The organism is Erwinia sp. V71 (assembly GCF_965644245.1).
Taxonomy (GTDB): domain Bacteria; phylum Pseudomonadota; class Gammaproteobacteria; order Enterobacterales; family Enterobacteriaceae; genus Erwinia.
In genome coordinates this window covers 1-26175 of record NZ_CBFFRK010000060.1, presented here as the reverse complement: position 1 = coordinate 26175, position 26175 = coordinate 1, and the positions used below count along the sequence as shown (strand labels likewise).

The window sequence follows — 26175 nt, the reverse complement described above, 5'->3', positions numbered from 1 at the left end:
GTTCCGGCAGCCTTCAGTGGTCTTTGCAGAGTTAAGACAGGCGGCTTAGCGTTGCACTTCGAACTTGAATCCGCCAAACACCATTGTTGTAATGTCATATAAACAGCCCAGAAAAAGTAATAATTTAAGACCGCGGCTTTTGACTTTCGCGGGTAAAAACCGTTCTAATCGTTGCCTGAGTTTACTGGTTAGGGTCGACAAAATGAAGAAAGCACGCAGCATTGCGTTACTCTCTGCATGTTTATTTTGGCACGCCGCCTGGGCCGATCCCGAGCCGCAGGACCGTGCCGAACACATGCCCACCGCCCCTTACCTGCTGGCCGGTGCGCCAACCTTCGATATGACCATTGGTCAGTTCCGCGAGAAATATAATCTGGCCAATCCTGGACTGCCGATCAGCGAATACCGCGCCATCGACAGTCGTGGCGATAAAAGCAACCTGACGCGCGCGGCCAGCAAGATTAACGAAAATCTGTATGCCTCCACGGCACTGGAGCAGGGTACAGGAAAAATCAAGACCTTACAGATTACCTGGCTGCCGATTCCCGGGCCGGAAGAGAAGAGCGCGCGCGATAAAGCGTTGTCTTATATGGTGGCGATGCTGCGCTTTTTTGCGCCGAATATTTCCGCCGACGATGCCACTAAACGGCTGAATAATTTACTGAATAAAGGTAAAGGATCGCGCTATTTCGCCCAGACAGAGGGCGCTCTGCGCTTTGTGGTGGCGGATAATGGTGAAAAAGGCCTGACATTCGCCGTAGAGCCGATAAAACTGTCGCTGGCGGGACCGTAACGGCGCGGCCAAATATGACGAAAAGCAAAGCCTTTCGGGATTTAGATCTCTATACTGTCTGGCAGACATCACTGCCGTCAGGCAGTGCTATTTAAAAGTATCGCGTTAAGCGTGGAGGATATGATGCGACATCCATTAGTGATGGGTAACTGGAAACTGAACGGCAACAAACACATGGTCAACGAGTTGATCGAAGGTCTGCGTAAAGAGCTCAGCACCGTTGATGGTTGCGGCGTAGCTATCGCACCACCGGTGATGTATCTGGATCAGGCTAAACACGCCATTTCCGGTAGCCACATCGCACTGGGTGCACAGAACGTTGACGTTAACCTGTCTGGCGCATTCACCGGTGAAGTTTCTGCTGAGATGCTGAAAGATGTCGGCGCACAGTACATCATTATCGGCCACTCTGAGCGCCGTACTTATCACAAAGAGAGCGATGAGTTTATCGCGAAAAAATTCGCTGTGCTGAAAGCAGCCGGTCTGATCCCGGTACTGTGCATCGGTGAAACCGAAGCTGAAAACGAAGCGGGCAAAACCGAAGAAGTGTGCGCACGTCAGATTGACGCCGTGCTGGAAACTCAGGGCGCAGAAGCGTTCAAAGGCGTGGTTATCGCTTACGAACCCGTCTGGGCGATCGGTACTGGCAAGTCTGCTACCCCTGCACAGGCGCAGGCAGTACATAAATTCATTCGTGACCACATCGCGAAGAAAGATGCTGCTATCGCTCAGCAGGTGATCATTCAGTACGGCGGTTCTGTAAACGATAAAAACGCTGCAGAGCTGTTTACTCAGCCAGATATCGATGGCGCGCTGGTTGGCGGCGCTTCACTGAAAGCCGATGCGTTTGCGGTGATCGTGAAAGCGGCTGCGGCAGCGAAGAAGTAAGTTGATGTTTTGGGAGCCATTTGTGGCTCCCAATATATTGTCTGGTCGTCTGCAAAACCGAGACACTCGGGGCGACCATCCCGCGTTCCTCCGCGGACAAGCCGCTCCGGAGCCATCGGAATGTTTCCCCTGTTATTTAACTCTTGTGTTGCCTGAGAATACGTTTAAATACTCATTACCCTGCTGCAAAATCTCACAGTCGTGATCCTGAATCTCTTCCGCTGAACCCCGGTTTAATTTCAGCCAGTTACGCTCCACCGCCATCAATACCAGACGGCCATCCGGCAACGTCGCCAGCGCCATACCATATTGCCCCATCTGTGTTCGCGCCGCAGGCACCTCGCTCGCCAGACGAATAAACACCGCCTCTTGCGCCAGTTGTTCGGGAGTTAACGTACGCAACAGATACGGGTGGCGCAGCAGCGTCTGTGCCTGCCAGCGCTCAGTCAGTGAGGGCGCCAGCTGGTCAAGCTGCTGCCGTATATCGCGGCGCAGGCAGGAGATATGCACATGCAGCTGATTCTGGGTGCGGCCATATTGCGCGTTAATTGTCAGGGAGATCGCGCTGTCGGCCACCGGCGCAGCACGTTTCGCTGCCAGCAGGTGGCGATGCTGCCAGGCGAGCAGAAAGAAGTTGGGCGTGTCAGGATTCAGCAGCTGCGGGCTTTCCATGCCACTGATCTTCGCCACCGGCAGCAGCAGATACTGCAATGGCCCGTTGCGATCTTTCAGCGTGACGTAACCCCCGGCGGTGTCCACCTGCTGGCAGGGAGCGGGATTAGCATGCTGTTGCTGGCCGGGTACGCATTTTTCACTGACAATCTGCCACAGTGCATCGGCGTTGCGATGAAAATGAAAAGCGGCCAGCGCCAGACCGGAAACCATCACCACTAACAGCAGCGCAATAACGTTTATGGCGCGTTTTTTTCCCTGCATTACCTTTTACCTGTCATTCAGCAATGATCGTCGCTGAAGCCAGCATAAACGGCATCTGTTACAGAAGGAAGGAGGGGTAAAAGGGGATAACTACGAGAAATGACGCCGCAGCAGGCTGCCTGCAACGGCGTAACGGGGATTAACGCTTCATGATCTGGTCGTAGCTGCCACCTTCAGAGAAGTGGGTTTTCTGTGCTGCCGTCCAGCCACCGAATTTATCGTCGATAGTGAACAGGTTGACCGGCTTAAAGGTGCTGGCATATTTTTTCGCCACTTCCGCATCGCGTGGGCGGTAGTAGTTCTGCGCAGCAATCTCCTGGCCCTCTTTCGAGTAGAGATATTTCAGGTAAGCATCCGCTACTTTGCGCGAATCACGCTCATCCACCACTTTATCCACCACCGAAACGGTTGGCTCGGCAAGAATCGATTCGCTCGGCGTGATGATTTCAAACTTGTCCTGGCCCAGCTTGTTTACCGCCAGGTACGCTTCATTTTCCCAGGCGATCAGCACATCACCAATACCACGTTCAACGAAGGTGTTGGTGGCACCACGTGCACCGGAGTCCTGCACTTCTACGTTATTGAACAGCTGTTTGACGAATTCCTGCGCTTTAGCCTGATCGCCGTTGTTTTTATCCAGCGCATAGCCCCAGGCCGCCAGGTAGTTCCAGCGTGCGCCGCCAGAGGTTTTCGGGTTCGGGGTAATCACCGCCACACCTGGTTTCACCAGATCTGGCCAGTCATGAATCTGTTTCGGGTTGCCTTTGCGCACCAGGAAAACAATAGTGGACGTGTAAGGCGCGGAGTTGTCCGGCAGGCGTTTGATCCAGTTTTTATCAATGCTGCCACGTTCGGCAATGGCATCAACATCAGACGCCAGCGCCAGCGTCACGACATCGGCTTTGATGCCGTTGATGACAGAAGTCGCCTGCTTGCCTGAACCGCCGTGGGACTGACGAATCACCACATTGTCGCCGGTTTCCTGCTTGTAATGCGCGCTGAAAGCTTTGTTGTACTGCTCGTACAGTTCGCGCGTCGGGTCATAAGAGACGTTCAGCAGCTGAATATCCTTCGCCAGCACGCCGGTTGAAGCCAGTAACAGGGTAAAACCCACACTCCACTTATTCATTGCACATTCTCCCACAATTGTTATGGGCGAAGCGTGACACAAACTCTGCGGCTATTTAAAGAATTAAAAAGTAACTTTTATAACCAAAGTGAATATCAGCATGTATAAGAAAGGCGCTGACGATGCAGCGCCTTTTTTGCTGGTGAAACTCAGTAGAGTTTTTTCGCCATTTCCAGCCAGTCGTTCTTGAACGGGCGCTTCATATTTTCAATGGCGTCGATAATGTCGTGGTGCACCATTTTTTCGTTCTGCACACCGACGCAGCGACCGCCGTAACCCTGCAACAGCAGCTCGATAGCATAAGCGCCCATACGTGACGCCAGGATACGGTCGTAAGCAACCGGCGCACCGCCGCGCTGAATATGGCCCAGCACTGTCGCACGCGTCTCGCGTTTGGTTTCTGCTTCGATATATTTCGCCAGCTCATCGATATCACAGATATGCTCGGTAATCGCCACGATCGCATGTTTTTTACCTTTGGCGATACCGGCTTTAATCTCTGCTACCAGCTCTTCACGGGTGTAAGGGGTTTCCGGTAATACGATAAACTCACAGCCACCAGCAATCGCTGCTGACAGAGTCAGGTCGCCGCAGTAACGGCCCATCACTTCAACGATAGAGATACGCTGATGCGAAGAAGAGGTGTCGCGCAGGCGGTCAATCGCTTCCACTACCGTTTCCAGCGCAGTGAAATAACCGATGGTGTAGTCTGTGCCTGCAACGTCGTTATCGATGGTGCCCGGCAGGCCGATGCACGGGAAGCCCATTTCGGTCAGGCGTTTAGCACCCATATAGGAACCGTCACCGCCAATCACCACCAGCGCATCAATACCGCGCTTTTTCATGTTCTCAATGGCTGTCTGACGCACTTCTTCATTACGGAACTCAGGGAAACGCGCAGAACCGAGGAAAGTACCGCCGCGGTTGATCATATCGGAGACACTGTAGCGGTCCAGACTGACCATACGATCTTCATACAAGCCCAGGTAGCCATCATAAATACCAAACACTTCCAGACCTTCACTCAGCGCCGCGCGGACAACGCCACGGATGGCTGCGTTCATGCCTGGGGCGTCGCCGCCACTCGTCAGTACACCGATTTTCTTAATCATGACAACCTCTGAACTTGTTGATACCAAATGATGAATTCAGTGCGCCAGCAGCTCGCGACGCGCGGGAGACAGCAATGTGAGCCGACCGACTAATAATGACACATAGTATATCAAACACTTTATGCTGAATTGATTCAGGTCAGGCAAGTTTCGGCAAATATTTTTGCTTCACTGCGTGCGGTAATCATTTCATCGGCTATGCGCTTAATATTGTTAGCTTATATCTCAAAAAATCCCTGTCTGTTAGCGGGAACCACGGAACAGGGGTCCTGGTGAATAATGATATCCGCACCGGGAAAACGGCGCAGCAACGCCTGCTCGACCTGCTCCGCCACCAGATGCGCCTGCACCAGCGGTAGATGGTCGTCCATTTCCAGATGCAGCTGAATAAAACGCGTTGGCCCGGATTGCCGGGTGCGCAACTCGTGCGCGCCACGTACCCCAGGCCAGGCAGAGACAATATCAATAATTTCATCGCGCTCCTCATCTGGCAGCGCGCGATCCAGCAACGACTGCACCGCTTCATACCCCATGCGCAGCGCGTTGTAGAGTATCCAGACACCAATACCAAGGGCAAACAACGCATCAGCACGGGCAAAACCATACCAGCTTAGCCCCAGCGCCAGCAGAATCGCCCCATTCATCACCACGTCAGACTGATAGTGCAGCATATCTGCACGAATCGCCTGACTGCGCGTTTTACGCACCACCCAGCGCTGAAATGTCACCAGCACCAGCGTCGAAAACAGCGCGATCACGGTGACAATAATCCCGACCAGCGGCGTATGCAGCGTTTCCGGGCGCGCCAGATGCTGAATACCGGTGAGAAACAGGAACAGTGCCGAACCGGAAATAAACATACTTTGCGCCAGCGCCGCCAGGGATTCTGCTTTGCCATGGCCGAAAGTGTGCTCCGCATCCGCCGGTTGCAGGGAATAGCGCACCACCAGCAGATTGGTCAGTGAAGCGGCAATGTCCACCAGCGAATCCACCAGTGCCGCCAGCACACTGACGGAGCCGGTATACCACCAGGCAAATATTTTGATGATTAACAGTAACGATGCCAGCACTGTGGCCGCGATCGCCGCCCGGTTTACCAGGCGTGCGTATTGTGGATTCATACCGCACTCCGCAGGATAGTTGCCTGTCAGTATACAAAAATTTTTCCCGCCCCAGCACCAGGCGCTGCAGGCCCGATAGTTAAAAGAAAATCAATTGTTAAAAACAGAAAATTCCTGCATATTTCTATCCTGGAAAATGGTATGCATTTTGCTACTTCTCCATCCCCCTTTTTTCAGATTTTTGCTACATTGACAACTCTCTAACGCACACTGCAGGCCGATGTCATGCCCTGGCTTTCCACTGACGATGAACATTTAAGAATCCGCAGTTTGCGCTTTGTGCGTCGCATGTTCCTGATGCGTCAGCTGGGAACATTCCTTTGTTTTCTGCCAATTTTATCGGTTCTGCTGGAGCAGGCTGCCAGTGATCTCACACTGCTGCTGCTGACGGTGAATGCTTTTCTGTGGCCTGCGACCGCGTATATGGCCAGTGTGAAGTCGCGGGATCTGGTGAAGGTTGAACAAATCAGCCTGACTGTCGATACCATCTGGGGCGGGATCTGGATGGCTATCATGGGTATCAGCCCGATTCCCTCGCTGATTATTCTCGCGATTCAGATTTCTGACCGCTACTCGGCGGGGGGCTGGAAGCAGCTCAGGCCAGCGTTGCTCGCCTTTTTTCTGGCATTTGTTATCACCTGGGCGATCTGTGGCTACCCCGTCAGGCTGACGTTCAGCGCGCAAACTGTCTGGCTGACTATCCCGCTGGCAACGGTTTATCTGGTGGCTCTGAGCATCCTTTCCCGCCATCTGACGGTGCGGTTGCGCAATAAAACGCGCGAGCTTGAGCGCGTTGCGCTGCTCGATCCGCGTCTGCATATTCCCAACCGCCGCCTGTTTGAACAACGGCTGGCCAGTACCTTGCTGCAGACGCAGCGCGGTACGATTTCCGCCTATCTGATTTTGCTTGATGTCGATGATTTTAAACAGGTTAATGATAACTATGGCCACGAAGCAGGCGACTTCCTGCTGGCAGAAGTGTCCGACGCGCTGCGCGATGTGATCAGCAGCAAAGACGTACCCGCACGCTTTGGCGGTGACGAACTGGCGGTGATTGTCTACGACAGCAATGAGCGTGCTGTTGCGCAGCTGGCGCGTCTGGTGATTGCCCGCGTCGAGCGGATTCGCCTGCCCAGCGATGAAGTTTATCGCTGCACTATCAGTATGGGCATCGCTGCAGCAAAGGCGGCTTCCTCAACATCCGAATGGCTGCGTAACGCCGACCACGCGCTTTACGATATCAAGAGAAACGGCAAAAACGGCTTCAGCATTTCCCGCAAAGTGGCGAAGGCAAAGCGGACGGTTGAACCGGGAACGGAAGCGTAACTGGCTGCCGTTCACTGCGTGGCTTCCAGGCTGGCAGATCAGTAACGATGTGATAATGCTGGATAAAAAAAAACCCCTCATCATGAGGGGGAAGACAGGGATGGTGTCTATGGCAAGGAAAACAGGGATACTATGTTACTGGTTACTGCCGGTACTACTCACTGCCTGCAGCGGTTGAAAACTGCTGCATGTTCATTAGCTTGCGCAGTTCACTCATGCGCTGCTGATGTCTCTTTTGCAAAACGTTCTGTTGCTCTGGCGTGAGCAGGTGATACATCTGATTACGCACACGGGCCATTTCGACCTGCCGCGCCACCTGTGCCTGCGCTAACTTTTCCGCCTGAGCTTTGACAGCCGCTTCATTAAATTTGTCTGCAATGACAAGGTCATGCATAGTCTCTAAATCGCTGATACTTACCGGAGAACGCTCATGACGCGCCTGCTGCATCAAATCCCGCATTTGCTGTCGCTGCTGCTCTGTCAGTTTGATGCCATCAAACATGTGACTTTGCGGATTTTGCGTCATACTGCGATTCGTTAATCCGTCATCCTGATGCATCTCGTCAATCGTCGTTACGTCTGCTGCCCATGCGCTGGAAGCCGTGACTACCAGAGCTGAAACAAGGACGACGGCGGTTAAGTTGCGCATCGTTCACTCCCGGTTCTTTTCCGTATTTCGATTCAACGAGGTCCACTATACGGAGTGAGCTGCAAACTAGCGTCAGGGGGTGTAAAACTACGTAAAGCGATGGATTGAGGCCATGGGATCAAGGTATTTTGCCTGCGGAGGGAATTAAAACATGAATAAAATCCTGTTGGTTGATGATGACCGCGAATTGACTTCGCTGCTCAAAGAATTGCTGGAAATGGAAGGCTTTGAGGTGGTGGTCGCCAGCGATGGCGAGCAGGCACTCAATGTGCTGGACAGCTCCATTGATTTACTCTTGCTTGACGTGATGATGCCGAAGAAAAACGGTATCGACACTTTGAAAGAATTGCGCCAGCAACACCAGACGCCTGTGATTATGCTGACCGCACGCGGCAGCGAGCTGGATCGCGTTTTAGGGCTTGAACTGGGTGCAGATGACTATCTGCCTAAGCCGTTTAACGATCGTGAGCTGGTGGCGCGTATACGCGCGATTTTGCGCCGCTCCAACTGGAGTGAACAACAGCAACAGCATGACAACAGCTCACCGACGCTGGAAGTCGATCAGCTGCGGCTGAACCCGGGTCGCCAGGAAGCCAGCTTCGACGGCGTCGCGCTCGACTTAACCGGTACGGAGTTCACCCTGCTCTATTTACTGGCGCAGCATCTGGGTCAGGTGGTGTCCCGTGAGCACTTAAGTCAGGAAGTTCTGGGTAAACGGCTGACGCCATTCGATCGCGCAATTGATATGCATATTTCCAACCTGCGCCGTAAATTACCCGATCGCCGTGACGGGCACCCGTGGTTTAAAACCCTGCGCGGTCGCGGATATTTGATGGTTTCAGCAACATGATAAGTAGCTTGACCACCCGCATCTTCGCCATTTTCTGGTTGACCCTGGCGCTGGTGTTGATGCTGGTGCTAATGGTGCCCAAACTGGACTCCCGTCAGATGACCTCGCTGCTCGAAAGTGAGCAGCGTCAGGGCATTATGATTCAGCAGCATGTTGAAGCCGAACTGATGCAGGACCCACCCAACGATTTGATGTGGTGGCGACGACTGTTCCGGGCGATTGATAAATGGGCACCGCCGGGCCAGCGCTTATTGCTGGTGACCAGCGAAGGTCGCGTGATTGGTGCGCAGCACAATGAGATGCAGGTGATCCGCAACTTTATCGGCCAGTCGGATAACGCCGATCACCCGCAGAAAAAGAAATATGGTCGCATCGAGATGGTCGGCCCATTTTCGGTGCGCGATGGCGAAGATAATTATCAGCTGTATATGATTCGCCCGGCGGGCAGTTCGCAGCTGGACTTTATCAATCTGCTGTTTGACCGCCCGTTACTGCTGCTGATTGTCACCATGCTGGTCAGTTCCCCGCTGCTGCTGTGGCTCGCCTGGAGCCTGGCGAAGCCCGCACGTAAGCTGAAGCATGCGGCGGATGAGGTCGCCAGCGGCAACCTGCGCCAGCACCCGGAACTGGAAGCCGGTCCGCAGGAGTTTCTTGCCGCCGGTTCCAGTTTTAACCAGATGGTCAGCGCACTGGAGAGAATGATGACCGCGCAGCAACGCTTGCTGTCGGATATCTCCCATGAGCTGCGCACGCCACTCACTCGCCTGCAGCTGGCGACAGCGCTGATGCGCCGCCGCCACGGTGAAGGCAAAGAGCTGGAGCGTATTGAAACCGAGGCACAGCGGCTGGATGGCATGATCAATGATCTGCTGGTGCTGTCGCGTACCCAGCATAAGAACGCGCTGGTCAGTGAAGCGATGAAGGCCAGTCAGCTGTGGGCTGGTGTACTGGATGACGCCAGATTCGAAGCTGAGCAGATGGGAAAAACGCTGGAAATCCCTTATCCGCCGGGTCCATGGCCGCTGTACGGCAACCCCAATGCGCTGGACAGTGCGCTGGAAAACATTGTGCGTAATGCCCTGCGCTATTCGCATTCACAGATTTCCGTGAGTTTTTCCGTGGATAACCAGGGCATTACCGTGCATGTGGATGACGATGGCCCAGGCGTCAGCCCGGAAGATCGTGAGCAGATATTCCGTCCGTTCTACCGCACCGACGAAGCGCGTGACCGTGAGTCGGGCGGCACCGGGCTGGGGCTGGCGATTGTCGAAACCGCCATTCAGCAGCATCGTGGCTGGGTGAAAGCCGATGACAGCCCGCTGGGCGGTTTACGTCTGACAGTCTGGCTGCCGCTGTACTCCAGCCGCTGATATTTTGCTATCCTGCGGCCCTCGTTATTGAGGGCCGCAACTGATGTTAAATATCGTTTTATTCGAACCAGAAATCCCCCCTAATACCGGCAACATTATTCGTCTGTGCGCGAATACCGGTTTCCAGTTACACCTGATTGAACCGATGGGTTTTCCCTGGGATGATAAGCGCCTGCGTCGCGCCGGGCTGGATTATCACGAATTTGCCCGCGTGACCCGTCATGCGGATTACGCCGCATTTCTTGCTGCCGAGGCACCAAAGCGGTTGTTTGCGCTCACCACCAAGGGCACGCCTGCGCACAGCGCGGTGAGCTATCAGGCGGGAGATTATCTGCTGTTTGGGCCGGAAACGCGCGGGCTGCCGGCATCAATCCTTGATGCTCTGCCGCCGGAACAAAAAATTCGGATTCCAATGCAACCGGACAGCCGCAGTATGAATTTATCCAATGCGGTATCGGTAGTGGTGTATGAAGCGTGGCGGCAGCTGCATTATGCCGGGGCGTTAGTTAAGTGATGCAGGAAAGGGCGTTATTGACGCAGGCAATTTGCGTTCAGTCAACGCACAGTCGCCGGAGCGTACACGTCGTGCGCGAGGACGGCGAGCACTACCCGGACGCAAAATGGCAAGTCCAATAGCCCTTTCAGATGCCGTCGCCGAATTCGAAGCCGGACACCATACCATTAAAATGCTGGTCCATTTCCATTGACGGCTTATCACTGCCAGGCTTACCGACAATACGCGCCGGGACACCAGCAGCAGTGGTATGCGGCGGGATAGGCTGCAATACCACGGAACCGGCGCCAATTTTTGCGCCGCGTCCAACTTCAATATTGCCAAGGATCTTGGCACCGGCGCCAATCATTACCCCTTCGCGGATCTTCGGATGGCGATCGCCGCTGGTTTTACCGGTACCGCCAAGTGTCACGGATTGCAGGATAGAGACATCATTCTCCACCACTGCCGTTTCGCCGATCACTATCCCGGTGGCATGATCGAGCATGATCCCATGACCAATACGCGCAGCAGGGTGAATATCAACGCCAAAGGTGACAGAAATTTCATTCTGCAGATACACCGCCAGCGCACGGCGGCCTTCATTCCATAGCCAGTGGCCAATGCGATACGCCTGCAACGCATGAAAACCCTTCAGGTAGAGCAGGGGCGTCGAATATTTATCAACGGCTGGGTCACGCTGGCGCACCGCCAGAATATCACTGGCAGCAGAGGCAATCATTGAGGGCGCTTCGCGATACGCTTCTTCAACAATTTCGCGAATGGTGATCGCTGGCATGATCGGATTCGACAGTTTATTCGCCAGAATATAGCTGAGCGCACTACCGAGATTTTCATGTTTCAGCAATGTCGCATGGTAAAAACTGGCCAGCATCGGCTCACAGTCAACCAACCCGCGTGCTTCTGCTTTGATGTTATCCCAGACCAGTTCTAACTCTTCTGACGACATGACCTTGCTCCCCATAAAAAAACAGCGCCCGGACTAACCGGCACGCCTCTGGTGAATCTGCTGGATTTCCTGTCTCAGCGCGTGCTGTTTTCGTCCTTCCGTGCGCGCCCCAATAACGTCAATGCTGCCTCGCGAGCGCTTTTTTCGCAATACAGCACCTGATAAATTTGCTCAGTTATTGGCATCTCGACGCCACAACGCGCCGCTAATGCTTTGACTTCTTTGGTGTTACGGTAGCCTTCTACAACTTGTCCGATAGTGCTTTGCGCACTGGCGACATCCACGCCCTGCCCCAGCATCATGCCAAAGCGGCGGTTGCGCGACTGATTATCGGTACAGGTCAGCACCAGATCGCCTAAACCGGCCATCCCCATAAAGGTAGTCGGGTCTGCGCCCAGCGCCGTGCCCAGGCGGGTCATTTCGGCCAGGCCCCGGGTAATCAGTGCAGTACGCGCATTAGCGCCGAAACCGATGCCGTCAGAAATCCCCGCACCGATGGCAATCACGTTTTTCACCGCGCCACCCAGCTGCACGCCGATGAAGTCCGGATTGTTATATACGCGGAAGCTTTTGCCACAGTGCAGCAGTTGTTGCAGATCGTCCGCAAACTGTGGTTCCGTTGCCGCCAGCGCGATAGCCGTAGGTAAACCGGCGGCCAGCTCTTTGGCAAACGTTGGCCCGGAGACCACCGCCAGCGGGATGGCATCACCAAGGATCTCACGCGCCACATCCTGCAACAGACGGCCTGTCTCTTTTTCCAGCCCTTTTGTCGCCCAGACGATACGCGAATCCGCGCGCAGGAGCGGCTTAATTTGCGTCAGCACATCACCAAACACATGGCTCGGCACCACCACCAGTAAATCACGGCTGGCGGCAATCGCACGTTGCAGATCGCTTTCGATTAACAGCGTGTCCGGGAAAGGGACATCGGGCAGGAAAGTGGCATTACAGCGGTCGGCCTGAAGCTGCGCCTGATGTTGTGGATTATGTCCCCACAGCACCACGGGGTGACCATTACGGGCCAGCGTAATGGCTAAAGCGGTGCCGTACGAGCCGGCACCGAGAACGGTCATGGACGCGCTAGTCATCAGGCATCCTGAGGCGCTTCACTACCCTGCTGCTGCAGATAGTTCATAAACAGCGCATCAAAGTTAACCGGTGCAAGGTTCAGCTGCGGGAACGTACCGCGGGAAACCAGGCTGGTAATGCACTCACGCGCATAAGGGAACAGGATGTTCGGGCAGTACGCGCCCAGGCAGTGCGCCAGCTGATTACCTTCGATACCAGAGATGGTAAAGATACCGGCCTGCTGAACTTCACACAGGAAAGCGGAATCTTCGCCTACCGTCGCAGTAACGGTAACGCGCAGAACCACTTCATACACTTCATCAGCCAGCTGGCTGGAGGCGGTATCCAGATCCAGTTTAACTTCAGGTTCCCACTCTTTCTGGAAAACCTGCGGCGCATTTGGCGCTTCGAAAGAGATATCTTTGGTGTAAATACGCTGGATCTGGAACTGCATTTCAGTGTTGTTTTGCTCTGACATTCTGGTCAATCCTGTTCGTTAATAATCCATCATTTCGCTGACGGGAGATTACTGCAGCAACGGGTCAAGCCCGGCGCGCCCATCCAGCGCATAGAGGTCATCACAGCCACCAATGTGCTGCGCATCAATAAAAATCTGAGGCACTGTTGTCCGGCCACTACGTTTAATCATCTCTTCGCGCTTGTCGGCATCACCATCAATCGGAATTTCCTGGAATGTCACGCCTTTGTCATTCAGCAAGGCTTTTGCACGATGGCAAAAAGGACATGTCGCTTTGGTATAGATCTCTACGTTAGCCATATTCAGTCCCCCAAAAAAGATTATTTACCCCGGACGAGAGGCAGATTATCGCCACTCCAGCCCGCAATACCTTCTTTCAGCACGGAAACCTGGGCAAATCCGGCAGCACTCAGTTGAGCAGCCGACTCGGCAGCAGAGGTTCCGGTGGCGCAAACCACGATCACTGGCTGAGCTTTATGCTTTTCCAGCTCGCCGAAACTGCCTTTCTTGATATCCGCCGCCGCAATGTTCAGCGCGCCGGAAATGTGGCCTTTGCGATAGTCGTCACGCGAACGGACATCAACCACCACCGCGTCTTCTTTGTTAATCTGACGCGTTGCTTCGCCACGGCTAATGGTTTTTACTTTGGAGAACATGCCTTTAACAGTGGTCACAATCACCAAAACCAGCAAAACAACCCACGCCATACTTAATATTGGGTGATTGCTTGCGAATTGCATAATTTCTTGCATGAGGGGTAACAACTCCCGACGACTGGGTTAATAAGCGAAAATAAGGTTTCTGAGTATACCTGTGCTGCTTCTCATGTACAGTCGCGATGCCGTCAGAGTTACGTTTTATGCGGCAGATTACAAAAAAAATGCGACTACGCGCGATAACACACAGTGAAACGAGAAACTTCGCCACATTAACACGCCAGTTTTGTCACTTCCGGAAACGGAAATCCGCAAAGAGATGACTGGTAAGCCGCTGTTCATCGTGGAATAATCTCACCCCATGAGGAAAAAAGCGGCAGTGCTCGATCTACGGACCCAGAGTAACGGATACGCCACAGGCAAGCCGTTACGGCCAGGATGGTCCACTCTGTCCGCCAGCGTACTATGCGCTGGCGTTTTGTTGCTGCCGGTTTACAGCCACGCCGCAGACGACAACCAGTCACAGCTCAAATCGATCCAGCAGGATATTGCCGAGAAAGAGAAAAGCGTCCAGCTGCAGAAAGAACAACGCAGCAAGCTACTGAACCAGTTACAGGCACAGGAAAAGGCGATTGCCGAAGCCAGCCGCAAACTGCGCAGCACCGAAATTTCGCTGATGACGCTGAATAAAGAGATTACCGCGCTAAACGCCTCAATCAGCAAACTGCAAACCCAACAGACGCAGCAGGAAGCCCTGCTGGCGCAGCAGCTCGATGCCGCGTTCCGCCAGGGCCAGCATAATGGCCTGCAGCTGGTGTTGAGTGGTGAAGAGAGCCAGCGCAGCGAACGCATTCTTGCCTATTTCGGCTATCTCAACGAAGCACGGCAAAAAAACATCGACGAACTGCAACAAACCCGCAGTGAACTGACGGCGCAAAAAGCCACGCTGGTTGATAAACAGGCGCAACAGAAATCGCTGCTGAGCGAGCAGCAAACTCAGCAAAGCAAACTGGAAGACGCCCGCAGCGCACGGCAGAAAACCATCACCACGCTGGAATCGTCGCTGGAAAAAGATCAGGCGCAACTGGCAGAACTGCGCCAGAACCAGGCGCGGTTGCAGGAAAAAATCGCCAAAGCCGAGCGTGAAGCGCGCGCCCGTGCAGAACGCGAGGCAAAAGAAGCGGAACGCGTGCGCGCCCGCCAACAGCAGGCGAAAAGCAAAGGCACCACCTATACCCCTACCGAAAGCGAGCGCTCACTGATGGCGCGTACTGGCGGGCTGGGCCGCGCTGGTGGCCAGGCGCTGTGGCCGGTACGCGGTCGTATTGAACATCGCTTTGGCGAAGCGCTGCAGGGCGAACTACGCTGGAAAGGACTGGTGATTGATGCACCGGAAGGCACCGAAGTGAAAGCCATCGCCGATGGCCGGGTGCTGATGGCCGACTGGCTGCAGGGTTACGGTCTGGTGGTTGTGGTCGAGCATGGTAAAGGCGATATGAGCCTGTATGGTTACAACCAAAGTGCGCTGGTGAGCGTGGGAACCCAGGTTAAGGCAGGAGAGCCAATCGCACTGGTGGGAACCAGTGGCGGCCGGGGCACGCCTTCACTCTATTTCGAAATCCGACGACAGGGACAAGCCGTCAACCCACTGCCGTGGTTAGGAAAATAAGTTTGCTTCAACGTCTGAAACTCACCGTATTACTGAGCAGTTTACTGATGGTCTGCTCCGCCTGGGCCGGGAAACTGGCCATCGTCATCGATGACTTCGGTTATCGCCCCAGCCAGGAAAACCAGATACTGCAGATGCCATCGGCGATTTCCGTCGCCGTGCTGCCTAATGCGCCCCATGCCCGGGAGATGGCGACCAAAGCCCACCAGGCCGGTCACGAAGTGCTGATCCACCTGCCGATGGCACCGCTCAGCAAACAGCCACTGGAAAAAGACACGTTGCGTCCGGACATGAGCAGTGCGGAAATTGAACGTATTATCCGTGAAGCCGTGCAGGATGTGCCTTATGCCGTGGGGTTAAATAACCATATGGGCAGCGCGATGACCTCCAGCCTGTTTGGGATGCAGAAAGTGATGCAGGCGCTGGATCAGTACAATCTCTATTTTCTCGACAGCATGACGATTGCCGGCAGCCAGTCAACACGCGCCGCCGCGGGGACAAGGGTTAAGGTGATTAAACGCCGCGTGTTCCTTGATGACAGCCAGGATGAAGCGCAGATCCGCCAGCAGTTTACCCGTGCGGTACGCCTTGCGCAGCGTGATGGTTCAGCGATTGCCATTGGCCATCCGCACCCCACCACGGTGAGAGTGCTGCAGCAGATGCTGCCTTCACTGCCGTCAGATATCACGCTGGTGCGCCCCAGCCAGTTGCTGAACGAGCCACAGCACAGCAGCAATGCGCCGCTGCCAGCCGAAACGAAGCCTGCGCCACGTAATCCTTTCCGTGGTGATAAACAGTGCGTGACGAAAAAAACCTTGCCACCTGTTCCGGCAACCCGCGCACTGACGGTGATTGGCGATGCCATCGCGCAGAGTTATCCGGTACAAACGGTGAAAAACCTGTTCTGACAGGCTGGCCGAAGCCGCCTGCCAGCAACCTCGCAGGCGGCTTAATCCCAGCTCAGCACGACCTTGCCGGACTGCCCGGAACGCATCACATCAAATCCCTGCTGAAACTGATCGATGTGATAACGGTGGGTGATCACGGGTGTTAAATCGAGACCAGACTGGATCAGCGCCGCCATTTTGTACCAGGTTTCAAACATTTCACGGCCGTAGATCCCTTTGATAAACAACCCCTTGAAGATAACCTGATGCCAGTCGATGGACATGTCCGCGGGCGGAATGCCCAGCAGTGCAATACGTCCGCCATGGTTCATCACCGCCAGTAACGCACGAAATGCCGCGGGCGCACCGGACATCTCCAGCCCGACATCAAACCCTTCCGTCATGCCCAGTTCTGCCATCACCTGCTGCAGATTCTCACGACTGACATTCACCGCCCGCGTCACACCCATGCTGCGCGCCAGCTCAAGGCGATAATCATTAATATCGGTGATCACCACGTGACGCGCGCCAACATGCTTACACACTGCCGCAGCCATAATGCCAATCGGCCCGGCGCCGGAGATCAAGACATCCTCCCCCACCAGGTCAAACGAGAGCGCGGTATGGACCGCATTACCAAAGGGATCGAAGATCGCCGCCAGCTCGTCGGAAATATTGTCGGGGATCTTAAACGCGTTAAACGCCGGGATCACCAGATACTCAGCAAAACAGCCCTGCCGGTTCACCCCGACACCCACGGCATTGCGGCACAGATGCGTACGCCCGGCACGACAATTGCGACAGTGCCCGCAGGTAATATGCCCCTCACCGGAAACACGGTCGCCAGGCTGGTAACCACTCACTTCCTGCCCGACCGCCACCACTTCACCAACATACTCATGGCCGACAATCATCGGCACCGGGATGGTTTTCTGCGACCACTCATCCCAGTTATAGATATGCACATCCGTACCGCAGATCGCGGTTTTGCAGATTTTAATCAGCAAATCGTTGTGGCCCGGCTGTGGCACGGGTGCGTCCGTTTGCCAGATGCCCGGTTGCGCATGCAGTTTCGCTAAGGCTTTCATGATGATGCCTCTCAGGGAATAACGTTTAATTGCCTGCCAATGCGCGTAAAGGCATCAACCGCGCGGGCAATCTGCTGTGGCGTATGTCCCGCTGACATTTGCGTGCGGATACGCGCCTGGCCTTTTGGCACCACCGGGTAAAAAAAGCCGGTGACATATATCCCTTCACGCTGCAGCAGGCGGGCAAACTCCTGTGCCACCGTCGCTTCTCCGAGCATCACCGGAATAATCGCGTGGTCCGCACCTGCCAGAGTAAAACCCGCCTGCGTCATCTGCTGGCGGAAGAGGCAGGCGTTATCCCACAGACGCTGACGCAGGCCATCGCCTTCGCGCAGCATCTCCAGTACCCGTAGCGAGGCAGCGACAATCGCCGGTGCCAGCGAGTTAGAGAACAGATAGGGACGCGAGAGCTGACGCAGCCACTCCACCACCTCTTTTTTCGCCGCGGTATAACCGCCGGAGGCACCGCCCAGCGCTTTGCCAAGCGTACCGGTAATAATGTCGACGCGTCCCATGACCTGGCAATACTCATGGGTGCCGTATCCATGTTCCCCGACAAAGCCGACCGCATGGGAATCATCCACCATCACCAGCGCACCATACTCATCGGCCAGATCGCAGATCGCGCGCAGATTCGCGATCACCCCATCCATGGAGAACACGCCGTCAGTGGCAATCATGATGTGACGCGCCCCGGCCGCTTTTGCCTCCTCCAGCCGCGCTTTCAGCTGCTGCATATCGTTATTGGCATAACGATAGCGCTGCGCCTTACACAGACGCACGCCATCGATAATCGAGGCATGATTGAGGGCATCAGAAATAATGGCGTCATCACTCTCCAGCAGCGTTTCGAATAAGCCGCCATTGGCGTCAAAACAGGAGGAGTAGAGGATGGCGTCCTCCATCCCCAGGAACGCCGCCAGCCGCTGCTCCAGCAGCTTATGCTGATCCTGGGTGCCGCAGATAAAACGCACCGACGCCATACCAAATCCGTAACGGTCCAGCCCCTCTTTCGCCGCCTGAATCAACGCCGGATGATTAGCCAGACCAAGATAGTTATTGGCGCAGAAGTTGATCACCTGCTGCCCTGTGCCAACCATTATCTCCGGCTGCTGCGGCGAGGTGATCATCCTCTCCTGCTTAAACAGTCCTTCCTGCTGGATTTGCGTCAGTTGCTGATTGATGTGCTGATAAAAATTCGCAGACATGTTTATCCTCCATAACCTGTCATTATCCGGAACATTTTTCTGAGGATAGCCCGAACAAAGGCAAATTAAGCGAAACCGATATCATTTTTGCAGCAGATATCACGTCATTAAGACGCCGTTACATTCCGTTACGGACTCATCCTGCTGCCTGCCCGACAATGAAATGTTATGATGGGAGCTATAAGCGTATGAAACCCTCTGTTTCATGCCACTGTTTAAGGCGAAAGGTAAGCGCATGATTATCGTGACGGGCGGTGCCGGCTTAATCGGCAGCAACATTGTTAAAGCACTGAATAACGACGGTTTTACTGACATTCTGGTCGTAGATAACCTGAAAGACGGCACCAAGTTCGTCAATCTGGCGGACCTGGATATCGCCGACTACATGGATAAAGAAGAGTTTATCGGCAGCATCCTGGCGGGCGACGACTTCGGTCATATCGAAGCGGTATTCCATGAAGGCGCCTGCTCCTCCACCACCGAGTGGGATGGTAAGTACATGATGGACAACAACTATCAGTACTCCAAAGATCTGCTGCACTTCTGCCTGGAGCGTGAAATCCCGTTCCTGTACGCCTCTTCTGCCGCCACTTACGGCGGTCGCGACAGCGATTTCGTTGAAGAACGCCAGTTCGAGCAGCCGCTCAATGTCTACGGTTACTCCAAAATGCTGTTCGACCACTATGTGCGCGATATCCTGCCTGAAGCGGATTCACAGGTGTGCGGTTTCCGCTACTTCAATGTCTACGGTCCGCGTGAAGGCCATAAAGGCAGCATGGCCAGCGTCGCCTTCCATCTGAATACCCAGCTCAACAACGGTGAAAATCCGAAACTGTTCGAAGGCAGCGATGGCTTTAAACGCGACTTTATCTATGTGGGTGATGTCGCGGCAGTGAATCTGTGGTTCTGGAAAAATGGCGTTTCCGGCATTTTCAACTGCGGAACCGGCCGTGCCGAATCCTTCCAGGCAGTTGCCGATGCAGCGCTGGCGTACCATCAGAAAGGCAGCATCGAATACATTCCGTTCCCGGAAAAACTGCAGGGGCGTTATCAGGCCTATACCCAGGCGGATCTGACCAAACTGCGCGCGGCGGGCTACGACAAGCCATTTAAAACCGTCGCTGAAGGCGTGGCTGAATATATGGCCTGGCTGAACCGCTAAGCTTAAGGAAGGCAATGCCGTCAATGAAAATTCTGGTAATCGGGCCATCGTGGGTCGGTGACATGATGATGTCGCAAAGTCTGTACCGCACATTAAAAGCCGCCCATCCTGATGCGCAAATTGATGTGATGGCGCCCGCATGGTGCCGTCCACTGTTATCGCGCATGCCGGAAGTGAACGAGGCGCTGGCGATGCCGCTGGGGCATGGCGCGCTGGAAATTGGCGAACGCCGCCGCCTGGGCAAGTCATTGCGCACACGCGGCTACGATCGCGCCTATGTATTACCAAACTCGTTTAAATCCGCGCTGGTGCCCTTCTTTGCCGGTATTAAACAGCGCATCGGCTGGCGTGGCGAAATGCGTTACGGTCTGCTGAACGATGTACGGGTGCTGGATAAACCCGCGTTTCCATTGATGGTTGAGCGCTATGTGGCGCTGGCGTATGACAAAGATCGGATAAAAGCGGCACGCGACCTGCCACAGCCACTTCTGTGGCCACAGCTGCAGGTGAGCGCAGAGGAAAAAGTCGCCACCGCCGCCGCATTTGCGCTTAGCGACCAGCGTCCGGCGATCGGTTTTTGCCCCGGAGCCGAATTCGGCCCGGCCAAACGCTGGCCGCACTATCACTATGCTGCGCTGGCGCAACAACTGATCGAGCAGGGTAAGCAGATCATCCTGTTCGGTTCAGCCAAAGATCACGAGACTGGCGAGCAAATTCTGCAGGCGCTGCCGGAGACTGCACGCCCATTCTGCCGTAATCTGGCCGGTGAAACTCAGCTGGAACAGGCGGTGATCCTGCTGGCGCACTGCCACGCGGTGGTGAGCAATGACTCTGGTCTGATGCATATCGCCGCTGCACTGAATCGCCCGCTGGTGGCGCTGTATGGCCCCAGCAGCCCGGACTTTACCCCGCCGCTGTCACAGCAGGCGCGGGTCATCCGTCTGATTACCGGCTATCACAAAGTCCGCAAAGGCGATGCGGAACAGGGCTACCATCAAAGCCTGATCGACATTACCCCGGCGCGCGTGATGGATGAACTGGATAACCTGCTCGCACAGCACCAGGAGAGTTAATGCACGTCCTGATTGTTAAAATCTCTTCCATGGGGGATGTGCTGCATACCCTTCCCGCATTGACCGATGCCATGCAGGCCATTCCAGGTATCCGCTTCGACTGGGTGGTGGAAGAAGGCTTCGCGCAGATTCCTTCCTGGCATCCGGCGGTCGACCGGGTATTGCCGGTAGCGATACGCCGCTGGCGTAAACACTGGTTTGGCACTCAACAGCGCGAAGAGCGCGTGCAGTTCAAACGTGCGCTACAGTCGCGCCAGTATGATGTGGTGATCGATGCACAGGGCTTAATCAAAAGCGCAGCACTGGTGACCCGTCTGGCAAAAGGGGTGAAGCACGGTCAGGACAGTCGCAGTGCCCGTGAGCCGTTCGCCAGCTGGTGGTATGACAAACGCCATACCATCGATAAGCAACAGCACGCCGTGGAACGTACGCGCGAATTGTTTGCCAAAAGCCTCGGTTATGAAAAGCCTGCCACGCAGGGAGATTACGCCATTGCGCGCCATTTTCTCACCGAACTGCCAGTGGATGCGCGACCTTATCTGGTGTTTCTGCATGCCACCACGCGCGACAACAAACACTGGCCAGAGGATCACTGGCGTGAGCTGATTGGCCTGATGGCGAACAGTGGGCTGCAGATTAAACTGCCGTGGGGCGCAGAGCACGAACATCAGCGTGCACAGCGTCTGGCTGAAGGTTTCGATTATGTCGAGGTGCTGCCGAAGCTGACACTGGAACAGGTCGCCCGTACCCTGGCAGGAGCAAAAGCGGTGGTATCTGTTGATACCGGGTTAAGCCATTTAACTGCGGCGCTCGACAGACCGAATATTACGTTATATGGCCCGACGGACCCGGGGTTGATTGGGGGGTATGGGGAGAATCAGTGTAGCCTGAAGGCTGCTGATGGCAATTTAGCAAACTTGCCCGCTTCGCAAGTGTTTAGCGAATTAGGTTCAGTTCTCCACTGTTATTTATCTGAGTAAATATTATTTTCATAAGGTTACGTTTAATGTTCTCAGTACGAAGTTTGACCGCATTATTATTTGTATTTATTATTATGCTTGCCATCGTCTGGCCTATCCCCAATGAGTTGTTGCCCTTTCATCGTAATTTTTTGCTATACAGTTCTTTTGTTTTTACGCTGGGCCTGGTCATTAAGAATTCTGTTCGCCCCAGTTTTTGGCAGGGCCATATTCGTTGGATATCCATTATTCTACTGGCGCTAACGGTGCTTGGTTTAATAACAGGACTGTTGTTCTCACCTGATGTAAAGCTAATGTTTAAACACTGGAATAGCATGTGGGTACGACCCGTAATGCTGTTTTTTCTTGGACTCTATATCTATCCGGTACTGAAGCATTCTTTTACCAGCCTCACACCAGAAAAATTTATCAGTATTATTGTTTTATGTTTTTGTGTCAGCCCCATTCTGCATATTCTGAATATTGTCTGGATCTGGTACAAAACTGGTGTGATTGAGTGGGGAGAAACCGTATTATTCCGAACCCGAACCGAACTCAGTATTCAGATCAACATGGTTGCAGTCATGCTGGTGGCGGAAGCCTTACGTCGCGTCTTAAAATTTCAGCCTGCACTCGTATTTAGCCATCGTCTGCTCGGATCACTGATTGCATTGGTGGTATTTGCCACAATGCTGGCAAATACCCGTTTTGGTACGCTAGGCTTTGCTGCTGGAATGATGTCAATGCTATTCCTCGTATTGGCGAAAGAGCTAAGTCGAAAAAATATGGGTAAGATGTTGTCAGGGCTTGCTTTATTGGTTGTGGTGATATCTTCGCTTGCATATACCTCGTGGAAAACCGACCCTCGCTGGACAACGATGATCGAAGATGTACAGGTTGGATGGAATGCCCCACTGAATGCATCCTGTTTTGAACTTGATGATTATTACACCACTGCATTCCCGCTAAAGCGTGCAGATGGGAGTGAAGTTAATGGTTCAAACGCATGCCGCCCTGCTTATATTCATCAAGCACTTGAGCTAATAAAAGACCACCCTCAGGGTAATGGTGCAAGTAAAGACATATACGGTCATCTGCTGCGGGATAAGTTTTCTAACAACCGCATTACTATTTCTCAAAGCCACAGTGGCCTGCTGGAATTTGCATTGCAGTATGGTATAGCAGGGCTGCTGCTTTGGCTGTCTTTCAATGTAATCATTATTCGTCAGGCATGGCGCTCTTATACCCGCGAAAATGATGCCATATCACTGTTCTTACTGATATTTACGATTGGCTTCCTGAGCCGTTCTGTTGTCGACAGAAATCTGATCGATCACTTCTTCGAACAGTTTATGTTTGTCACTGGTGTACTGCTAAGTATTACCTGGATTAAAGACCATCAGAAAAAGTGAGCGTGAACCGGCTGCCTGACGGCGGCCGGTATCAAACCGACCACACGCGGCGTAACGATTCCCGATAGCACCACTGATCTTTATAACCTGCAGTTGGGTTGCCAAATGAGTAGCGCATAACTTTGCCTTTAGCCTGGCACAACTCCCATGCTTCGCTGATATTTACCCAGCTCAGAATGGAACCCGGTGAATAGTCTGACAACCGCTGATCGACACCAATATTGATATAGTCAAAGGTTATCCATCGTGGGCTTTCCGCCATCACTATCAGCTGAAAAGCGCACGGTTCGCCTTTGAAAAACAGTACATTGCCAAAAATATGATCCCGCAGTTCTTCTGCAAAGCGGACATTTAACGCTTTATTGAGTGGATACTCGCCCCTTCGCAGGTAATAAAGCTCAAAATAGATATCCATCAATTCTGCTGCGCTGAAATCGCTATGCGGCCTGACGGCCCCTCCGGCTTCCAGAAACTGATTCAGTTCTCGCCTTCTGGAATATTTTGCCTTGCGCGAGAAACCACCATCACCTAATCCCTTTGCCAGGCAAAGTTCACGCCTGGCATTCATTTTCACTGAGCTGTTAATCACCTGTTCAGCGTGCATTGCTGACAGCGTTTTCACATAAACAGGCAGGATAATACGGCGATCCAGGGGCAATAGCAGTTCATCACTGGGGACAGGAATGCCCAATCCCTGCAACATGCCACGTGTTGCCTGCGCATTCGCAATCGTCTTGTCACGCCATGTGCATAGAGCGCCCTGCAGGCGGTGATCTTGATTACGGGAAACAAAGTAACGAGGCTGTAAATCAGCATGTTGATGCTGGAAGGCTAATGCATCAGGGTGTGTTGAAAAATTACCACCTAATTGTTGATAAGCGAGCTGGTAGTCAGAGGACTCCGCCTCAACCCAGCCAAATAAATTCATCTTGCTTTTAAACATATTAGACCCTGATTTTTCAATAGCTGAGAGAGTTCTGACTACTGAACGTTATCCGTTTTAATAACTTTATAATATTGTCGGGCAAGCAGACGCCATAAGATATCTTTGATTTTTACATTGAATGGCCGTTGCGCTTTGATCTTTTTCCACGTTAAGTCATTTTCACGTCGATTGCCTTCTTCATCACGTCCTGAAATGGTACTTTTTTCCGCCAGTGCATTCAAAGAACTTGCCGGTGGGATCAGACAATGCACTTTTGCCAAACCATACTGCCTAATCAAAGGCCAGCGATCAGCAACCAACCAGACTGGATAAAGGAAGCTTAGCAATGTCTCTGCTGCATCACGTGTGATGACATAACTGCATGTTAAATCAGCCTCTGCAACAGGATAAACCGTATGTCTGTCAAACTGGTGTATCGGACGATTCAAATATTGTTTCGCCTGGTTGAGTAAAACAATCTCTCTCCCAGAAATCTGTTGTTCAATATCAGCAAGCACTTTCGCAATATCTGAACTCAGTACCACATCATCTTCCAGTATCAGTGCAATCGGAATGTTTTGCTCTACAATAGAACGATACAGACTGATATGACTCATTGCACAACCTAACTCGCCTGCTGTTCGCACCTCAGAAAGCATACGCGTATGCTGATTCACTTCTGTCGGGCTGAGGTATTTGCCGTGGATGGCATTGAAAAATTCGGCTTCGAGCCCCAGCTGCTCGCACTGATTCTGCATAGACTTTCTGCGTTCCACAGAATCCGGCAAATTAACAATAAAGACCTTCATTGATGACCACTATTTAGGGTTGTACCCTTCACAAAACCCTGATAATACTCAGCTAACGTTACACCCTGAGTTCTTTCGCCTAACCAGGCAAAAAGCTGCTCCAGATCGTCGTACAGTCTGTCTATTTCGGCTTTGTCCCTGAATGTCGGACTTCCACCGGGCATAAATTCGGATGAGTGCAGCATAAACTCGACGTAATCCGCACCCTGTTGCAGGGTTTTCTCCACTACGCTTTTCATCTGTTCGAGGTTCCCGCGTTTTGGTCGCAGCCAGTTCACTGACGGGCTTCGCTGTTTGCCACGTAAACGATCGACCCCCTGCATCAGGAGATTCACCAGTGGAGAATGTTTGTATTGAATAGTCATTGGCACTTCCAGCAATGACGAGTGACCGACGCGGGAAATATCATTTTCATCAATAAAATAAGCATGAACGGGAAAGTTTTTGTAGTTCGAGCCACCATTCCCCTGTGGGGAACCCGGCGCATTTCGCCAGTCGACACGAGGCGTGACGGAACAATCAACCTGATAACCAAGCTCAATTAACGTCTGGGCATAAAGGCCATTGAATGCCCAACGTCCGGCACGATGGCTGCGCATTTTGACCTGAAAAGTGTCTTCCAGAAGACCAGTAATATTCCGCACTTTGTCACGCAAAATAGCGTCTGGATATTCAATCAGATAAGGCTTATGACGCCAGTCATCGCCTGTCAAATCATGTAACGGCGGGTTGTTCCAGGCATGCAAATGCATTCCTATTTCACCCTGACCACGTGAAATCACATCGGAAGCAAATTCAATATAAGCAGGATCAACTGCCATTTCATAGTTGGTCAGCCAGGTAGGTTTAAAGCCATATTTTTCACATAACTGCTGAAAACGTGGTAAATAACGCACATTTTCGGTCAGAATTTGGTCATTATTTTTCCAAAGGTTATCGCCTTCGGTATCAATTGTAATGATAAAAACTGGCTTACTCATTGAAGGCTCTGCCATCTTATAAAAATGGCGGTCATTATACTTTACAAAATCCAAACGAAAAGCTTACGAAGATCAATTAAAACGCAGAGGGCGGATTCAAGTTCGAAGTGCAACGCTAAGCCGTCTGTCTTAACTCTGCAAAGACCACTGAAGGCTGCCGGAAC

At 53.2% G+C, this 26175-nt stretch carries 26 protein-coding genes and 2 pseudogenes; 13 read left to right on the top strand and 15 right to left on the bottom strand.

Going from position 1 to position 26175, the window contains the following annotated elements:
* The first annotated feature begins 202 nt into the window (after positions 1–202).
* Positions 203–793 carry a YiiQ family protein gene (locus ACSZO1_RS13505; RefSeq protein WP_437613356.1) on the top strand — a complete coding sequence of 197 codons (591 nt, stop codon included), beginning with the start codon at positions 203–205 and terminating at the stop codon, positions 791–793.
* A 123-nt stretch (positions 794–916) separates the two neighbouring features.
* Positions 917–1681, top strand: coding sequence for a triose-phosphate isomerase (gene tpiA / locus ACSZO1_RS13500; RefSeq protein ID WP_437613354.1), 765 nt, complete (start codon positions 917–919; stop codon positions 1679–1681).
* 132 nt (positions 1682–1813) lie between these two features.
* On the opposite strand, the gene ACSZO1_RS13495 is transcribed toward tpiA, so the two are convergent.
* From ACSZO1_RS13495 to fieF, 4 genes are all read right to left on the bottom strand, one after another.
* Entirely contained in the window at positions 1814–2617 is an 804-nt protein-coding gene (locus tag ACSZO1_RS13495; protein WP_437613352.1) for a CDP-diacylglycerol diphosphatase, read from the bottom strand.
* 139 nt (positions 2618–2756) lie between these two features.
* On the bottom strand, positions 2757–3746 hold the full coding sequence (locus ACSZO1_RS13490; RefSeq protein ID WP_437613350.1) for a sulfate ABC transporter substrate-binding protein: 990 nt from the start codon (positions 3744–3746) through the stop codon (positions 2757–2759).
* A gap of 149 nt (positions 3747–3895) precedes the next feature.
* Entirely contained in the window at positions 3896–4858 is a 963-nt protein-coding gene (gene pfkA / locus ACSZO1_RS13485; RefSeq protein WP_437613348.1) for a 6-phosphofructokinase, read from the bottom strand.
* Positions 4859–5076: 218 nt separating this feature from the next.
* The gene (fieF, locus tag ACSZO1_RS13480) at positions 5077–5979 is read right to left on the bottom strand and encodes a CDF family cation-efflux transporter FieF (protein WP_437613346.1); all 903 of its coding nucleotides are present in this window, start codon (positions 5977–5979) and stop codon (positions 5077–5079) included.
* Positions 5980–6204: 225 nt separating this feature from the next.
* On the opposite strand from fieF, the gene ACSZO1_RS13475 reads away from it, so the two are divergent.
* Positions 6205–7305 (top strand): diguanylate cyclase, encoded by a 1101-nt coding sequence (locus ACSZO1_RS13475; RefSeq protein WP_437613344.1) that lies wholly within the window; start codon positions 6205–6207, stop codon positions 7303–7305.
* Between the two features lie 135 nt (positions 7306–7440).
* On the opposite strand, the pseudogene cpxP reads toward ACSZO1_RS13475, so the two are convergent.
* Positions 7441–7954: pseudogene (gene cpxP / locus ACSZO1_RS13470) on the bottom strand (cell-envelope stress modulator CpxP).
* Positions 7955–8105: 151 nt separating this feature from the next.
* Here cpxP and cpxR point away from each other — a divergent pair.
* The 3 genes from cpxR to trmL are packed head-to-tail and all read left to right on the top strand — an operon-like array spanning position 8106 to position 10688.
* On the top strand, positions 8106–8804 hold the full coding sequence (gene cpxR, locus ACSZO1_RS13465; RefSeq protein ID WP_437613342.1) for an envelope stress response regulator transcription factor CpxR: 699 nt from the start codon (positions 8106–8108) through the stop codon (positions 8802–8804).
* Positions 8801–10174: an envelope stress sensor histidine kinase CpxA gene (cpxA, locus tag ACSZO1_RS13460; protein WP_437613340.1), complete on the top strand. Its 1374-nt coding sequence runs from the start codon at positions 8801–8803 to the stop codon at positions 10172–10174. Before cpxR ends, cpxA begins: the two co-directional genes overlap by 4 nt.
* A 43-nt stretch (positions 10175–10217) precedes the next feature.
* Complete coding sequence (trmL, locus tag ACSZO1_RS13455) at positions 10218–10688, top strand: tRNA (uridine(34)/cytosine(34)/5-carboxymethylaminomethyluridine(34)-2'-O)-methyltransferase TrmL (RefSeq protein ID WP_437613338.1); 471 nt, start codon at positions 10218–10220, stop codon at positions 10686–10688.
* A 127-nt stretch (positions 10689–10815) separates the two neighbouring features.
* Here trmL and cysE read toward each other — a convergent pair whose 3' ends face one another.
* The 5 genes from cysE to ACSZO1_RS13430 form a co-directional block, all read right to left on the bottom strand.
* Positions 10816–11637: a serine O-acetyltransferase gene (cysE, locus tag ACSZO1_RS13450; protein ID WP_437613336.1), complete on the bottom strand. Its 822-nt coding sequence runs from the start codon at positions 11635–11637 to the stop codon at positions 10816–10818.
* A gap of 74 nt (positions 11638–11711) precedes the next feature.
* The gene (gene gpsA / locus ACSZO1_RS13445; protein WP_437613334.1) at positions 11712–12725 is read right to left on the bottom strand and encodes an NAD(P)H-dependent glycerol-3-phosphate dehydrogenase; all 1014 of its coding nucleotides are present in this window, start codon (positions 12723–12725) and stop codon (positions 11712–11714) included.
* Positions 12725–13183, bottom strand: a complete 459-nt coding sequence (secB, locus tag ACSZO1_RS13440; protein ID WP_437613332.1) for a protein-export chaperone SecB — start codon at positions 13181–13183, stop codon at positions 12725–12727. The genes gpsA and secB overlap by 1 nt, the downstream gene beginning before the upstream one ends.
* Positions 13184–13231: 48 nt before the next feature.
* On the bottom strand, positions 13232–13483 hold the full coding sequence (gene grxC, locus ACSZO1_RS13435) for a glutaredoxin 3 (RefSeq protein ID WP_437613330.1): 252 nt from the start codon (positions 13481–13483) through the stop codon (positions 13232–13234).
* Positions 13484–13503: 20 nt separating this feature from the next.
* A complete protein-coding gene (locus ACSZO1_RS13430) occupies positions 13504–13935 on the bottom strand; it encodes a rhodanese-like domain-containing protein (protein ID WP_437613328.1) in 432 nt (143 codons plus the stop codon).
* 163 nt (positions 13936–14098) lie between these two features.
* Between ACSZO1_RS13430 and ACSZO1_RS13425 the strand changes: the two are divergent.
* The 3 genes and pseudogenes from ACSZO1_RS13425 to ACSZO1_RS13415 form a co-directional block, all read left to right on the top strand.
* Positions 14099–14191: pseudogene (locus tag ACSZO1_RS13425) on the top strand (phosphoglycerate mutase); the annotation flags it as partial.
* 9 nt (positions 14192–14200) lie between these two features.
* Positions 14201–15508: a murein hydrolase activator EnvC gene (gene envC / locus ACSZO1_RS13420; protein WP_437613325.1), complete on the top strand. Its 1308-nt coding sequence runs from the start codon at positions 14201–14203 to the stop codon at positions 15506–15508.
* 47 nt (positions 15509–15555) lie between these two features.
* Positions 15556–16416 carry a divergent polysaccharide deacetylase family protein gene (locus ACSZO1_RS13415; RefSeq protein WP_437613358.1) on the top strand — a complete coding sequence of 287 codons (861 nt, stop codon included), beginning with the start codon at positions 15556–15558 and terminating at the stop codon, positions 16414–16416.
* A gap of 41 nt (positions 16417–16457) precedes the next feature.
* On the opposite strand, the gene tdh is transcribed toward ACSZO1_RS13415, so the two are convergent.
* Positions 16458–17483 carry an L-threonine 3-dehydrogenase gene (gene tdh, locus ACSZO1_RS13410; protein WP_437613322.1) on the bottom strand — a complete coding sequence of 342 codons (1026 nt, stop codon included), beginning with the start codon at positions 17481–17483 and terminating at the stop codon, positions 16458–16460.
* 11 nt (positions 17484–17494) lie between these two features.
* Complete coding sequence (locus tag ACSZO1_RS13405) at positions 17495–18691, bottom strand: glycine C-acetyltransferase (RefSeq protein ID WP_437613320.1); 1197 nt, start codon at positions 18689–18691, stop codon at positions 17495–17497.
* A gap of 235 nt (positions 18692–18926) precedes the next feature.
* Between ACSZO1_RS13405 and rfaD the strand changes: the two genes are divergently transcribed.
* The 4 genes from rfaD to ACSZO1_RS13385 are packed head-to-tail and all read left to right on the top strand — an operon-like array spanning position 18927 to position 23297.
* The gene (gene rfaD / locus ACSZO1_RS13400; protein WP_437613318.1) at positions 18927–19853 is read left to right on the top strand and encodes an ADP-glyceromanno-heptose 6-epimerase; all 927 of its coding nucleotides are present in this window, start codon (positions 18927–18929) and stop codon (positions 19851–19853) included.
* Between the two features lie 23 nt (positions 19854–19876).
* On the top strand, positions 19877–20926 hold the full coding sequence (gene rfaF / locus ACSZO1_RS13395; protein WP_437613315.1) for an ADP-heptose--LPS heptosyltransferase RfaF: 1050 nt from the start codon (positions 19877–19879) through the stop codon (positions 20924–20926).
* Complete coding sequence (gene rfaC, locus ACSZO1_RS13390) at positions 20926–21906, top strand: lipopolysaccharide heptosyltransferase RfaC (RefSeq protein WP_437613313.1); 981 nt, start codon at positions 20926–20928, stop codon at positions 21904–21906. Before rfaF ends, rfaC begins: the two co-directional genes overlap by 1 nt.
* 26 nt (positions 21907–21932) lie before the next feature.
* The gene (locus ACSZO1_RS13385; protein WP_437613311.1) at positions 21933–23297 is read left to right on the top strand and encodes an O-antigen ligase family protein; all 1365 of its coding nucleotides are present in this window, start codon (positions 21933–21935) and stop codon (positions 23295–23297) included.
* Positions 23298–23328: 31 nt separating this feature from the next.
* Here ACSZO1_RS13385 and ACSZO1_RS13380 read toward each other — a convergent pair whose 3' ends face one another.
* Genes ACSZO1_RS13380 through ACSZO1_RS13370 form a run of 3 tightly spaced genes read right to left on the bottom strand, consistent with a single transcriptional unit; the run spans position 23329 to position 26011 of the window.
* On the bottom strand, positions 23329–24240 hold the full coding sequence (locus tag ACSZO1_RS13380) for a GNAT family N-acetyltransferase (protein WP_437613309.1): 912 nt from the start codon (positions 24238–24240) through the stop codon (positions 23329–23331).
* A 38-nt stretch (positions 24241–24278) separates the two neighbouring features.
* The gene (locus ACSZO1_RS13375; protein ID WP_437613307.1) at positions 24279–25031 is read right to left on the bottom strand and encodes a glycosyltransferase family 25 protein; all 753 of its coding nucleotides are present in this window, start codon (positions 25029–25031) and stop codon (positions 24279–24281) included.
* Positions 25028–26011 carry a polysaccharide deacetylase family protein gene (locus tag ACSZO1_RS13370; protein ID WP_437613305.1) on the bottom strand — a complete coding sequence of 328 codons (984 nt, stop codon included), beginning with the start codon at positions 26009–26011 and terminating at the stop codon, positions 25028–25030. Before ACSZO1_RS13370 ends, ACSZO1_RS13375 begins: the two co-directional genes overlap by 4 nt.
* Positions 26012–26175 lie beyond the last annotated feature (164 nt).

Bases quoted from the DNA above. Each gene is read 5' to 3' on its own strand.
- ACSZO1_RS13415 (WP_437613358.1), top strand. From the start codon at position 15,556: ATGGTCTGCTCCGCCTGGGCCGGGAAACTGGCCATCGTCATCGATGAC.
- ACSZO1_RS13375 (WP_437613307.1), bottom strand. From the start codon at position 25,031: ATGAAGGTCTTTATTGTTAATTTGCCGGATTCTGTGGAACGCAGAAAG.
- ACSZO1_RS13370 (WP_437613305.1), bottom strand. From the start codon at position 26,011: ATGAGTAAGCCAGTTTTTATCATTACAATTGATACCGAAGGCGATAAC.
- tpiA (WP_437613354.1), top strand. From the start codon at position 917: ATGCGACATCCATTAGTGATGGGTAACTGGAAACTGAACGGCAACAAA.
- ACSZO1_RS13490 (WP_437613350.1), bottom strand. From the start codon at position 3,746: ATGAATAAGTGGAGTGTGGGTTTTACCCTGTTACTGGCTTCAACCGGC.
- ACSZO1_RS13380 (WP_437613309.1), bottom strand. From the start codon at position 24,240: ATGTTTAAAAGCAAGATGAATTTATTTGGCTGGGTTGAGGCGGAGTCC.
- cpxA (WP_437613340.1), top strand. From the start codon at position 8,801: ATGATAAGTAGCTTGACCACCCGCATCTTCGCCATTTTCTGGTTGACC.
- ACSZO1_RS13430 (WP_437613328.1), bottom strand. From the start codon at position 13,935: ATGCAAGAAATTATGCAATTCGCAAGCAATCACCCAATATTAAGTATG.
- ACSZO1_RS13495 (WP_437613352.1), bottom strand. From the start codon at position 2,617: ATGCAGGGAAAAAAACGCGCCATAAACGTTATTGCGCTGCTGTTAGTG.
- tdh (WP_437613322.1), bottom strand. From the start codon at position 17,483: ATGAAAGCCTTAGCGAAACTGCATGCGCAACCGGGCATCTGGCAAACG.
- fieF (WP_437613346.1), bottom strand. From the start codon at position 5,979: ATGAATCCACAATACGCACGCCTGGTAAACCGGGCGGCGATCGCGGCC.
- ACSZO1_RS13475 (WP_437613344.1), top strand. From the start codon at position 6,205: ATGCCCTGGCTTTCCACTGACGATGAACATTTAAGAATCCGCAGTTTG.
- ACSZO1_RS13505 (WP_437613356.1), top strand. From the start codon at position 203: ATGAAGAAAGCACGCAGCATTGCGTTACTCTCTGCATGTTTATTTTGG.
- envC (WP_437613325.1), top strand. From the start codon at position 14,201: ATGAGGAAAAAAGCGGCAGTGCTCGATCTACGGACCCAGAGTAACGGA.
- grxC (WP_437613330.1), bottom strand. From the start codon at position 13,483: ATGGCTAACGTAGAGATCTATACCAAAGCGACATGTCCTTTTTGCCAT.
- gpsA (WP_437613334.1), bottom strand. From the start codon at position 12,725: ATGACTAGCGCGTCCATGACCGTTCTCGGTGCCGGCTCGTACGGCACC.
- trmL (WP_437613338.1), top strand. From the start codon at position 10,218: ATGTTAAATATCGTTTTATTCGAACCAGAAATCCCCCCTAATACCGGC.
- ACSZO1_RS13405 (WP_437613320.1), bottom strand. From the start codon at position 18,691: ATGTCTGCGAATTTTTATCAGCACATCAATCAGCAACTGACGCAAATC.
- ACSZO1_RS13385 (WP_437613311.1), top strand. From the start codon at position 21,933: ATGTTCTCAGTACGAAGTTTGACCGCATTATTATTTGTATTTATTATT.
- cpxR (WP_437613342.1), top strand. From the start codon at position 8,106: ATGAATAAAATCCTGTTGGTTGATGATGACCGCGAATTGACTTCGCTG.
- rfaD (WP_437613318.1), top strand. From the start codon at position 18,927: ATGATTATCGTGACGGGCGGTGCCGGCTTAATCGGCAGCAACATTGTT.
- rfaC (WP_437613313.1), top strand. From the start codon at position 20,926: ATGCACGTCCTGATTGTTAAAATCTCTTCCATGGGGGATGTGCTGCAT.
- rfaF (WP_437613315.1), top strand. From the start codon at position 19,877: ATGAAAATTCTGGTAATCGGGCCATCGTGGGTCGGTGACATGATGATG.
- cysE (WP_437613336.1), bottom strand. From the start codon at position 11,637: ATGTCGTCAGAAGAGTTAGAACTGGTCTGGGATAACATCAAAGCAGAA.
- secB (WP_437613332.1), bottom strand. From the start codon at position 13,183: ATGTCAGAGCAAAACAACACTGAAATGCAGTTCCAGATCCAGCGTATT.
- pfkA (WP_437613348.1), bottom strand. From the start codon at position 4,858: ATGATTAAGAAAATCGGTGTACTGACGAGTGGCGGCGACGCCCCAGGC.